Below are 11604 nucleotides of genomic sequence, written 5' to 3'. Positions count from 1 at the left end.
TACCCTAAAATAACTTTTTATAAATTCCTTCCTTTAATTTTAAGGAGATGAATATGATATTTATATCATCTTTAACCTCCAAGATAAGCTTTTAGTAATCTCTCATCTTGAATCAATTCACTTGCCTTTCCCTCCATACTTATTTCTCCTACTTCTAAAACGTAAGCATAGTCAGCAATTTTTAAAGTTTGAAGAGCATTTTGCTCTATTATAAGTACAGTTGTTCCTTCATCATTGATTTCCTTGATTATTTCAAATATAGTTTTTACTATAAGTGGTGCTAAACCTAAGGATGGTTCATCTAAAAGAAGCACTTTAGGGCTTGCCATTAAAGCTCTTGCAATTGCTAACATTTGTTGTTCTCCTCCACTTAATGTTCCTGCTAATTGCTTTTTTCGTTCTAATAAAATCGGAAAATATTTATAGACTCTTTCAAAGTTTCTATTGATTTCCTTCTTACTTTTTACCGTAAAGGCCCCTACCCTTAAATTCTCTTCTACTGTTATATCCGGAAATACTTGCCTTCCTTCTGGGGATTGTACTATTCCAAGAGAGGTTATTTTCTCTGGTGATAAATTAGTAATGCTTTTGTCATAAAAATCTATACTTCCGTATTCTTTAGCTACAATTCCTGAAAGTGCTTTTAAAGTTGTGGTTTTACCAGCTCCATTTGCACCTAAAAGAGCTACTATTTCTCCCTCTCTCACTTGAATATTTATTCCCTTTAGAGCTTTAATACTTCCATAAGAAACAGTAAGATTATCTATTTTTAATGAAATTTTTTTCATCTTACTCCTCCTTTCCTAAATAAGCTTCTTGGACATCTTTATTAGCTTGAATTTCTTTTGGAGTACCTTCTGCTAGTTTTTTACCAAAAGATATTGCACATATCCTATCACATATATCCATAACCAATCTCATATCATGTTCAACTAATAGAACATTACACTTGTACTCGTCTCTTATATTTTTTATTAACTTAGATAGCTCAACAGTTTCAGTATCATTTAATCCTGCAGCAGGTTCATCTAAAATAATTAATTTTGGATTGCTCATTAAAGTTCTTCCAAGCTCAATTTTTTTAAGAATCCCATAAGGTTGTCCACCTGCCAAATCATATTTTTTATTTTCTATCCCTAAGAACTTTAGTATATCTTCTGCTTTCTTAATATTTTCAGCTTCTTCTTTTCTAGATTTTTTCGTTCTAAAAGCATTAGAAAAAAGTCCTGTATTATAGGAGATATGAGCTCCTATAAGTAAGTTTTCTAGTAATGTCAAATCTTTAATTAACTCAACATTTTGGAAGGTTCTAACTAAGCCTAACTTTATGATATCGTGAGTTTCTTTATCAACTAAATTTACATCTTCACCAATTATTGATTTGAATATAACACTTCCAGTATTAGGTTTATAAAATTGAGTAATACAATTAAATACCGTTGTTTTACCTGCTCCATTTGGACCTATTAACCCATATATTTCTCCTTCATTAATATGAAAGTTTAAACTATCTACAGCCTTTAATCCTCCAAATGCTATAGACAAATTTTCTACCTTAAGTGTTTGTGTTAAGCTCATTTACCTTCACCTTCTTTTTCTTAAAATAATTCTTTATATCATGTCCTATATATATAAGTCCATTTGGATAGAATAAAATTACTACTATAATCAATATTCCTGTAAAAATATATGCTAACCCATCTATTGAACCTATTACAGGTAATTGCTTTAATATAATATCTGGAACCCCAAAAACTATAATAGATCCTATTATTGGTCCTGAAATAGTTCTAACTCCCCCTATGACAATTACTGCTAATATTTGAAGAGATAATAGTAAATTCCAAGTAGATGGATAGGAAAATCTTATAAAATGAACATATAGAACTCCTCCTAATGCTGCATATCCTGTTGCAAGTGCAAAGGCTGTTAACTTATATTTTAATAAATTAATTCCCATAGCCTGCGCTGCAGCCTCACTTACTCTCATTGTTAACAAAGCTCTACCTGTTGATGAATGAATAAAATTATCTGTTAGTATCATTACAATTACAAGTAATACTACAATTAATATAAAAGTTGTATCTCTTCCTAGTTCTAAGCCAAATAGGGATGGATAACCTCCCCTCTTACCAGAAAATCCTCCTGTAATTGCATCAAATTCAACAAATATCTTTTTTAAGATTTCAGATACAGCTAATGTTGCTATAGCTAAATACATACCTGAAATTCTTAAAGATACTAGCCCAACTAAAACTCCAATTATAAGAGGTATAGCAATAGAAATAATTATTGATATTATAAAGGGAAGCCCCATATCTTCTGTTAAATAGGCTGAAATATAAGCTCCTAGTCCCATAAACCCTGCCGTTCCTAGGGAAATTAACCCTGAGTATCCCAAAAGAACATTTAACCCAATTGAAACTATTGCGTAAAATAGTATTGTTCCAAAAGTCGTTATAGTTGAACTTTTTATAACACCTACTTGTTGAAGTAGAGGTAATAAAGACAAAACTATTCCAAATAAAATGTATTTACTATATCTGTTTTCTAAAAGTTTTTTCATCTTCATTCCTCCTAAACCTTCTTTATTATTTTCTTTCCTATTATTCCATTTGGTCTTAAAACTATAAATAACAGTATTAGTGTAAATAGTAGAGGTTCTCCCCATGTAGATGAAACATAATACATTAAAATATTTCTTCCTAATCCAATTATATAAGCTCCTATTACAGGTCCATAGAATGTTTGGAATCCACCTAATACACAAGCTATAAGAGCATTAGTTTGAACATTATCCATCATAGAAACGTTTACTGTTATAGCTGGTGCAAGCATTAAAGCTGATAAGGTTCCAAGTGCTGCTGCTATTGCCCAAGCTCCCATAGTTACAAGGGAAGTTGGAACTCCCATAAGCCTTGCTGTTTCCTCATTTGAAGCAGTAACTCTAACTGCCAGTCCCCATTTTGTATTTTGTAAGAAATAAAATAGAATTCCCATTATGATTAATCCAATTGTTATATTTAATAGAGCATTATAGGATATTGAAGCTCCAAATATATCGATAGCTCCTGTTTCAATGAACTTTGGAAAATTTAATGGAGTTGACCCAAATATCATTGGTGCTACCCCTAAAAAAAGCATTATAACTCCAAAAGTTATAATTTGCTTTGCTACTGGAGATGTTTTTTTAGCTCGTCTTATTATTACTAAATCAACTAAAACCCCTGATAAAAATGCTGCAACCATTCCTACTATTGCAGCTGCCCATGATGGAAGCCCAAAATGCATTAAAGCAAATGTAGCTGCAAAGGCATTAAACATTCCTATTGACCCTTGAGCAAAGTTTGTAGTTCTACTAGTTCTAAAAATTATTATTATCCCTAAAGCTGCTAAAGCATATACACTACCTGTTTCTAAACTACTAAATAATATTTGAAAAAAAGTATCCACTCTTTCAACACTCTCCCCATTTAATAACGTTAGCAGACCATACATATCCAATACCAGCAGCTATCATAAGCACTACAGATCCATCTTTAACTTTTTCTTCTTCTAGGGCAAGTTTTAATGAAAGTATTTGATCTACTTGTCCCATATGTCCATAGTTTGATAAATAAATTGCTTGATTTTCAGTAAGCCCTAATTCTTTTAACATATAATCATGCATAGATTTTTTAAAATGTAATACAGCTAAGTAATCTATATCTTCTCTCCTTAATCCCGATTTTTCTAAAGATTTATCTATACACTCAAACCAATTAGGCATAGATATAGAATTTAACCCATCCTTCATATGTTTTGCATTCATAAGTCTTAAAGACTTATATCCTTCTTCTATATTTTCCTTATTAAAAGGATTTGCTATTCCTCCTATTTCAACTCCTGCATCTCTTGAAAAATCTCCATTAGCTTTTATATAAGACCCCAACACAAGATTTTTATTAGTATTTTTCTTTAAAATTATAGCTCCTCCTCCTGCTGATAAATTAAACATCATAGACATATTTGGATCACTATAATCTACGAAATCCCCATTTCTATATCCACCAACAATCATTATTACATTTATATCTTCATCTGCAATTAGCATATCTTTAGCCATTTTTATAGCTGATACAGTAGTACAACATCTATTTTGTACATCAATTCCCCATGCATTTACAGCTCCAATTTTCCCTTGAATATATAAAGCTGATGTAGTTAAAGGATACTCCTTCCATTCTTCACCCATACATAAAATCACATCTATTTCTTCCGGATTCATATTTGCATCTTTTAATGCATCTAAAGCTGCTCTAACTCCCATTTCTTGGGTACCATCATCTTCTCCTGGGATAGTTTTTTCAACTATTCCTAATTTTTTAATAATTGCTTCTTCACTCCATATTCCATTTGTGGCTTCTGAAATTTCCTTTGCGGTCATTTTACTTTTTGGTATATATAGTCCTAATCCTACTACTCCAACATTAGTCATATTATTTACCTCCTAATCCTTTTAGTATGTAAGTATTTACTTTCATCTTGATTGTAAACCTTTTCCTGTTTGCCTGTCAATAAAATATTTTTATTAATTAAAATATTCTGAAAATAGTATTTTTTTCTTAACTCTATTAGTAAAAAATCATTTTCTCTATTATAAATTTCATAAATTAGTATTTATTGTAAAAAAGGATATTTACAACTATATTATGTAAATATCCGTTAAAATTTTATAGAAATTTATTTAATTCATCTAATAGTTGACTCATTGAATCAATCATAGGTGAATGACCAGAATCCTTAAGAACTATTACTTTAGAATTTTTAATATATTTATTTGTTTCCTCTGCCATACTCATAGGAACTACATAATCTCTATCACCTTGTAATATCAACACTGGTGCTTTTACAAGATTGTATTTATTACTTCCATCATTAACACCATTATTTTCATTTGTCATATTAAATGTAGCTAGTGCATAATCAACATCTACTAAATTTCTTTGAGTTAACATATCCTCAAGATACTCTTCATATAAATCATCTGCTGGTTTGTTATGTGTATAAATTGCGGCATTCCATAAAGTTCTATAAAACTCTTTATTATTTGTTTTTAAAGCTTCTAAGACTGGTTTAACTTGTATTGGATCCTCTGCTATTTCTTCTTTTGTCTTTAATAATTCATTTGTAGGCAAACCATTTTTGTCTTTTTTAGCTATTGGATATCCTTTAATTCCTACTGATTCTAACAAAACAACTTTTTCTATTTTCTCACTTATATTAGCAGCTAATTCTAATGCAACTCCTCCTCCAGTAGACCATCCAATTACTGAACAGTTTTCTATATTTATAATATTTAAAAACTCTTCAATATCCTTTGCAAAATCATTTAATGAGTTAATAGGCTTATTGTAGCTTGATCCTCCAAATCCTCTCATATCCACAGCAATAATTTTAAATTTATTTTTTATTTTATCTACAAGTATATCCCAATGTTTAGAAGATGACATATTACCATGAATTAATAATATAACCTTATTTCCTAAACCTTCCTCCCTATATGTTAATGTTTCACCATTAGATAAAGTTACACTTTTCAAATTATTAAAATTAACCATAACACCCTCCCACTAAAGTAATCGCTTACATTAATATTATATTTTATTTTCCATGTATTTACAATATAATCTTTTAAATAAAAAACAAGCGATAATCTAAATAATTCTTTAGCCTATCGCTTGTACTATTTATTTCTAATATATTATTCCTAATTCTTTAGCTTGTATTAATAGTTCTTCCCTAAACTTTGGATGAGCTATCTTTATTAATCTTTCAACTCTTTCCCTAATAGTTGTTCCTCTAAGTTCTGCAACTCCATATTCTGTTACAACCATATCTACGTCATTTCTGGATAAACTTACTGCAGCTCCTTGTTTTAAAAAAGGAACTATTTTAGAAATTTCTTCTTTCTCTCCAGTTTCTTTATTTTTAACCATTGCAGTGGAATATAGTGTAATAAATGAGCGACCATTTTTGGACATTTGAGAACCTATTGCTGTATCTGCTTGTCCACCAGTAGCGCTAAATTGAATTGGTCCTAAGGATTCAGAAGCACATTGTCCGGTTAAATCAACTTCTAATGTAGTATTGATAGATACTTGGTTATCATTTTGTGCTATTACATAAGGATCATTTGTCCAATATCCATCCATCATCATAATTGATGGATTATCATCTAAGAAATCATATAGTTCTTTCGTACCTAAGGCAAATCCTGCAACGTGCTTACCGTTGTTAAAGTTCTTTTTCTTTCCTGTTGCTACTCCTGCTTTTACTAGCTTCATCATTCCTGTAGTAAACATTTCTGTGTGAATTCCTAAATCCTTCTTTCCCATTAAAGAAGCTGCAACTGCATTAGGTATTCCACCTATTCCTAATTGAATACAATCCCCATCATTGATTCTATCTGCTACATACTTTCCAATTAACAAATCTTTTTCATTTGGCTCTACATCTGGAAGTACAGGCACATCATAATCTGTTTCAACAACATAATCTACATCACTTATATGAATTTCTACATCTCCTAAAGTTCTTGGATAATTTTTATTTATTTCTAATATAACCAAGTCTGCTTCCTTTAATATTCTCTTTTCATAAATATTGCTTAAAGAAAGAGATAAATACCCATGTTTATCTGGAAGTGTAGCTGTTCCCATATATATATTAGTCTTTTTATGGAACTGTCTCTTAAAAGCTGTTAAATGAAGATGATTTGGTATAAGAGATATATTCCCATTTTTTTGTGCCTTTCTCATAGGCCCTGTATAAAACCAACCATCCATATTAAAGGAATTTTTATATGCTTCATTCATAAAATATTCTGCTGGCTCCAATGGTAAACACGTAGTTACCGTTACATCTTTTACTCTTTCAGAAATTTTATGAAGATTTCTTAATATATCTCTTGGTTCAGCCCCTCCTAAACCCGTTACTATTACATCTCCAGTCTTAATTAATCCTAAAGCTTCATCAATAGTTATATACTTTCCTTTTGATAAATTTTTTTCTCCCATATTAATCCTCCCTAAAGTCATAGCTCTACAAAATAATGTATAACCATGAATAATCTACCCTAATATTTGTTATAAATGTGTATTATATGAATAAATAGTAAACCTTTTCTAATATCTTTGTCAATATTAATTATTATTTATTATAAATTCCTAATTAATATTTTTTATTATTTATTGATAAATATTAATTACTTTGTAAATTAAACCTATTTTAATATTTAGATATAATAAAATAGGTCTAATTTATTAGAAAAATTATAAAAAAATAGGATAAATATTATGTTAATTAAATAATCTAACAAAATATTTATCCTATATAAATTTCCTTTAATAAACTTTCAATCTATTTTTCTAAGTAGTTTATAACATGTTTTATTATCATGTTTATACTCCCATCACCATTTCTTTGAATCTCAAATCTACTACTATCATGATAAGCTTCTTCATTAATGTACAAATCAATATCCTTATCTATCTTTAATCTAACTCTTTTCAACTTTTTCTCAACCCATTGTTTATCTATTGCAATTTCATCTTCAAGACCATGACTTTTAACAAAATTAGAAAAATCATTTTTTACTTGTGGCTCTTCCTTAAAAAGTTCATTGGAAAGTTCATCTATATTTATCTTCTCCTCCTCTTTTAGTTTAGATTTAACTGCTGTTCTTATTCTTTCTGCTTTATCTGCATCTTCAACAATATTGCTTCTAGTCCAATTTTCTGCAGCTTTTAAAAAGGTTTTTGTCATATCTCTTTCATTACTAATAATTGAGCACCCTAAAAAATTACTTATAAAATAATTTGCGCCATACTCTTCTTCATCTTTGCTCTTCCTTTGTTTATCTATTACCATAAGATCAAATCTTTGATTTTCTCTTATTGGTTTTATGAAAGCAGCTTTTTGTATTCTTTGACTACTTGCAGGAAGACCTGCTGATTGAGGAACTATATCTATTCCTATTTTATTTTCAACAAAATCTACTTTATGAGTAAAATTTTTCACATAATCCATCTTTAATATTCCAATCATAGGTCCTTGGTCAGTAACTAAAGATACTATAATTAGATCACAAGAAGGAATATTTAAATTTCCCTTCATTATAATAAATAACTGCCTTGCAAGCTCTTGGGATAGTCCAATTAAATTATTATCTATTCCATTTAAATAATCTTGTACTGATTCCTTTACAATATTTCTTTCAGGATTAAATATTGCATACTTTAACTCCTCATCCTTAAAACATTTTTCAATATGTCTATGTATAAATTTATAAATATCTTCATTTAGTTCAAGACTATATTCATTTAATACAGGTTCATCAGCATTTGAATCTACTATATGAATTATAGCCTCTTGTATATTTATATCATTTATGTACTCCATATAAATTTATGCTATCACACATAATATATTAAAATTATGCGCTAGCATAAACTCACCACCTTTCACCTCTATAAGCTATACTTATTTTATGAATTTATATTTTCAATTTCATTATTAAACTTTTTTCAAACTTCAACCCAAGAAGCATAAGATAATTTTTCTCTATCAAAAATTAATCCATCCAATCAAATATTACTAGTTCCAATTTTCCATACTTCTTCCTCCAGAAATTTTTCTCTCTATATTGTATAATAACTTCTTATAAAAAAATAGGACTTATATTTGATTTTGGAGTTAAATCCTAAAATATAAGCCCTGTTATTTAATTTAATTATGCATTTTTAACATCCGATTCTTTTATAGCAAAATAAGTTATTATAAAACCTCCAATATAAGCTACAAGTAATCCAATAAAATAATTCAACATGCTACTTGGTTGCATTATTGGTATAGCAACTAATCCTGAAGGCCCCCATGCAGTAGCTAATACATGTGTTAACATAACATATGCTCCACCAAAGCCTGCTCCTAGTCCAGCTGTAATAAATGGTTTAAACATAGGAAGTGTAACTCCATAAATTAATGGTTCCCCAACTCCTAAGAACCCTGCTGGCAATGCACCTGTGATAACTTTTTGTAATCTTGTATTCTTAACTTTTCTAGCTATAAAATAAATAGCAATTGCTGCACCAACTTGTCCAGCACCAGCCATTGCTAGAACTGGGAATAACGAAACTCCTCCCATAGCTTCTAATTGAACTGCATAAATAGGTATTAACCCATGATGTAATCCAAATAAAACCATTGGCAAAAATAAAGCTGATAATAAATAACCACTTATTACACTAACTATAGGGTTTGAAGAATTAATAATCACACTTAATACTGAAACTAATCCATCAGATAAGAAGCCAGCTACTGGCATTATAATAAATACAAAAATAATTCCTGTTATGAGTAAAGTTAATAATGGAGTTAAAATTAAATCTAGAACATCTGGTATTTTCTTACGTATTGATTTTTCTATTTTTGCAAGAATATAAACACCAAAAATAACACCTATAATACCACCTTTTCCTGTTGTTAAAATAGAATTTAATGGAATTTCCTCATTAAATAATCCTAACATTGTAGCTAGTGCATTTATATTAGCACTAATTGAAATAGCACCAAGCATACCACCTAAAGCTTCTGTTGCTCCAAATTGTTTTGCTGAATTGATCCCTGTATAAATTGCAAAATATGATAAAAATCCTCCACCTATTAATGCAAACATTAATTGAATTGCTTTCCAAATTCCTTCTGCTGGTAATGTTCCTTGTCCTTGCAATGTAGATATTAAACTACCTAATCCATTAAATATGCCTGCTGCAATAATTGCCGGAATTAAAGGAATAAATATATTAGCAATTGTATTTACTAATTTTTTAAATTTATTTTCTTTTTGGCTAGCTTTAATTGCTTCTTTATTTTCCTTCCACCCTTCAGTTACAATGCCATCTCTAGGTAACCCTAGCTCTTCAACACATATATCTGTAACTTTCTTAGCTTTACCTGGTCCTAACACCACTTGAAGATAGTTTCCATTTTCGATAACCCCAAGTACTCCTTCTATATTTTTTAAACTATCAATATTTACTGTAGAGGTATCTTTTAATGTAAGTCTAAGCCTTGTCATACAATTTGCTGTTTTTATAACATTTTCCTTACCACCAATTAATTTAACAATAGCCTTAGCTAACTCTAAATTTGTCATAAACTCTCCTCTTTCATCTTAATAAATTTATATAAATGAATCTTACTCTTTTATCCTATACTTTTTATCTTAATTATATCTTTCTCCCTCCCTTCTCATTAAGATAATTTTTAATATATTTCATATTTATCATTAGTCTTTATAAGTTACAGCTCAACTTTTTCACATTTGTTTTTTTTTATTGAAATATTATTTCAGGTATTAATAATATTATGATATTAACTTAAAGATTATGAACTTTGATTTAAATTTATTTAAATCAATAAATAATTATTGATTTTTTATAAATTTATTATTATTTATTTCACTTTATTAAATAATATGGATAAATACTCATAATTTTTATTAGCTGGTAACTAATTTCTAATTTTTTTGTTTAAATTAAATCTATTTTGAGTTATAATAATAGTACTAAGGACAACTTTTTAGTTGTTTCTTTTTCTACAGTTAGCTATGTAGCTTAATTGTAACAAAATTTAAAGTTATGGAGGTTTTATACCATGTTAGTTTCAGCAAAGGAAATGTTAAACAAGGCTAAAGCGGGAAAATACGCTGTAGGTCAATTTAATATCAACAATTTAGAGTGGACTAAAGCAATATTATTAACAGCTCAAGAAAATAATTCACCAGTTATATTAGGAGTTTCTGAGGGAGCTGCTAAATACATGTGTGGATTCAAGACTGTAGTTGGAATGGTAAACGGAATGATGGAAGAATTAAACATCACTGTACCAGTTGCATTACACTTAGACCACGGTAGCTATGAAGGTGCATTAAAAGCTATTGAAGCTGGATTCTCATCAATTATGTTTGATGGATCTCACTATCCAATAGATGAAAATATAGCTAAGACAAAAGAAATGGTTAAATTAACTTCAGAAAAAGGATTATCTTTAGAAGCTGAAGTTGGATCAATCGGTGGAGAAGAAGACGGAGTTGTTGGCGCTGGAGAAATCGCTGATGCTGCTGAATGTAAAGCAATTGCTGATTTAGGAGTTACTATGTTAGCTGCTGGTATTGGTAATATCCACGGAGTATATCCTGCAAACTGGAAGGGATTAAGCTTTGAAGCTTTAGAAGCTATAAGCAATGCAACAAATAATGTTCCTCTAGTATTACATGGTGGTACTGGAATCCCTGAAGATATGATTAAGAGAGCTATTTCTCTTGGAGTATCTAAGATCAATGTTAACACTGAGTGTCAATTAGCATTTGCTGAAGGTACTAGAAAGTACATTGAATCAGGAAAAGATACACAAGGAAAAGGCTTTGACCCAAGAAAGCTTTTAGCTCCAGGATTTGAAGCTATTAAAGCTACAGTTAAAGAAAAGATGGAATTATTCGGATCAATTAACCAAGCATAATTCTATAAATTTTAAGAGTATTGCATAATGCAATACTCTTTT

General features: G+C 29.5%; 10 protein-coding genes. 1 reads left to right on the top strand and 9 read right to left on the bottom strand.

Translation table 11 applies throughout. The features are described 5' to 3' along the window. Positions 1 to 71: 71 nt before the first annotated feature. The 9 genes from BN6774_RS05265 to BN6774_RS05225 form a co-directional block, all read right to left on the bottom strand. Positions 72 to 788, bottom strand: a complete 717-nt coding sequence (locus BN6774_RS05265; RefSeq protein ID WP_066890869.1) for an ABC transporter ATP-binding protein — start codon at positions 786 to 788, stop codon at positions 72 to 74. 1 nt (position 789) lies between these two features. Then, positions 790 to 1578 carry an ABC transporter ATP-binding protein gene (locus BN6774_RS05260; RefSeq protein ID WP_066890866.1) on the bottom strand — a complete coding sequence of 263 codons (789 nt, stop codon included), beginning with the start codon at positions 1576 to 1578 and terminating at the stop codon, positions 790 to 792. Continuing rightward, complete coding sequence (locus BN6774_RS05255; RefSeq protein ID WP_066890863.1) at positions 1556 to 2566, bottom strand: branched-chain amino acid ABC transporter permease; 1011 nt, start codon at positions 2564 to 2566, stop codon at positions 1556 to 1558. Before BN6774_RS05255 ends, BN6774_RS05260 begins: the two co-directional genes overlap by 23 nt. A gap of 11 nt (positions 2567 to 2577) precedes the next feature. Further along, the gene (locus tag BN6774_RS05250) at positions 2578 to 3453 is read right to left on the bottom strand and encodes a branched-chain amino acid ABC transporter permease (RefSeq protein WP_066890860.1); all 876 of its coding nucleotides are present in this window, start codon (positions 3451 to 3453) and stop codon (positions 2578 to 2580) included. 4 nt (positions 3454 to 3457) lie between these two features. Beyond that, entirely contained in the window at positions 3458 to 4477 is a 1020-nt protein-coding gene (locus BN6774_RS05245) for a 3-oxoacyl-ACP synthase (protein ID WP_066890857.1), read from the bottom strand. A gap of 235 nt (positions 4478 to 4712) precedes the next feature. Continuing rightward, a complete protein-coding gene (phaZ, locus tag BN6774_RS05240; RefSeq protein WP_066890851.1) occupies positions 4713 to 5600 on the bottom strand; it encodes an intracellular short-chain-length polyhydroxyalkanoate depolymerase in 888 nt (295 codons plus the stop codon). 135 nt (positions 5601 to 5735) lie between these two features. After that, positions 5736 to 7058 (bottom strand): acetyl-CoA hydrolase/transferase family protein, encoded by a 1323-nt coding sequence (locus BN6774_RS05235; protein WP_066890849.1) that lies wholly within the window; start codon positions 7056 to 7058, stop codon positions 5736 to 5738. 343 nt (positions 7059 to 7401) lie between these two features. Then, complete coding sequence (locus BN6774_RS05230; protein WP_066890846.1) at positions 7402 to 8442, bottom strand: nucleoid-associated protein; 1041 nt, start codon at positions 8440 to 8442, stop codon at positions 7402 to 7404. Between the two features lie 331 nt (positions 8443 to 8773). Beyond that, positions 8774 to 10198 carry a PTS transporter subunit EIIC gene (locus BN6774_RS05225; RefSeq protein ID WP_066890843.1) on the bottom strand — a complete coding sequence of 475 codons (1425 nt, stop codon included), beginning with the start codon at positions 10196 to 10198 and terminating at the stop codon, positions 8774 to 8776. Positions 10199 to 10698: 500 nt separating this feature from the next. On the opposite strand from BN6774_RS05225, the gene fba reads away from it, so the two are divergent. Next, complete coding sequence (gene fba, locus BN6774_RS05220) at positions 10699 to 11562, top strand: class II fructose-1,6-bisphosphate aldolase (RefSeq protein ID WP_066890840.1); 864 nt, start codon at positions 10699 to 10701, stop codon at positions 11560 to 11562. Positions 11563 to 11604 lie beyond the last annotated feature (42 nt).

The organism is Clostridium nigeriense, assembly GCF_900086595.1.
Taxonomy (GTDB): Bacteria; Bacillota; Clostridia; order Clostridiales; family Clostridiaceae; genus Clostridium; species Clostridium nigeriense.
Note: the sequence above shows the minus strand (reverse complement) of the source record. Positions and strands in the feature narration are given on the sequence as shown.

Excerpts from the sequence above, each read along its gene's own strand:
- BN6774_RS05235 (WP_066890849.1), bottom strand. The coding sequence starts at position 7,058 with ATGGGAGAAAAAAATTTATCAAAAGGAAAGTATATAACTATTGATGAA.
- BN6774_RS05265 (WP_066890869.1), bottom strand. The coding sequence starts at position 788 with ATGAAAAAAATTTCATTAAAAATAGATAATCTTACTGTTTCTTATGGA.
- BN6774_RS05230 (WP_066890846.1), bottom strand. The coding sequence starts at position 8,442 with ATGGAGTACATAAATGATATAAATATACAAGAGGCTATAATTCATATA.
- BN6774_RS05260 (WP_066890866.1), bottom strand. The coding sequence starts at position 1,578 with ATGAGCTTAACACAAACACTTAAGGTAGAAAATTTGTCTATAGCATTT.
- BN6774_RS05225 (WP_066890843.1), bottom strand. The coding sequence starts at position 10,198 with ATGACAAATTTAGAGTTAGCTAAGGCTATTGTTAAATTAATTGGTGGT.
- phaZ (WP_066890851.1), bottom strand. The coding sequence starts at position 5,600 with ATGGTTAATTTTAATAATTTGAAAAGTGTAACTTTATCTAATGGTGAA.
- BN6774_RS05255 (WP_066890863.1), bottom strand. The coding sequence starts at position 2,566 with ATGAAAAAACTTTTAGAAAACAGATATAGTAAATACATTTTATTTGGA.
- BN6774_RS05245 (WP_066890857.1), bottom strand. The coding sequence starts at position 4,477 with ATGACTAATGTTGGAGTAGTAGGATTAGGACTATATATACCAAAAAGT.
- fba (WP_066890840.1), top strand. The coding sequence starts at position 10,699 with ATGTTAGTTTCAGCAAAGGAAATGTTAAACAAGGCTAAAGCGGGAAAA.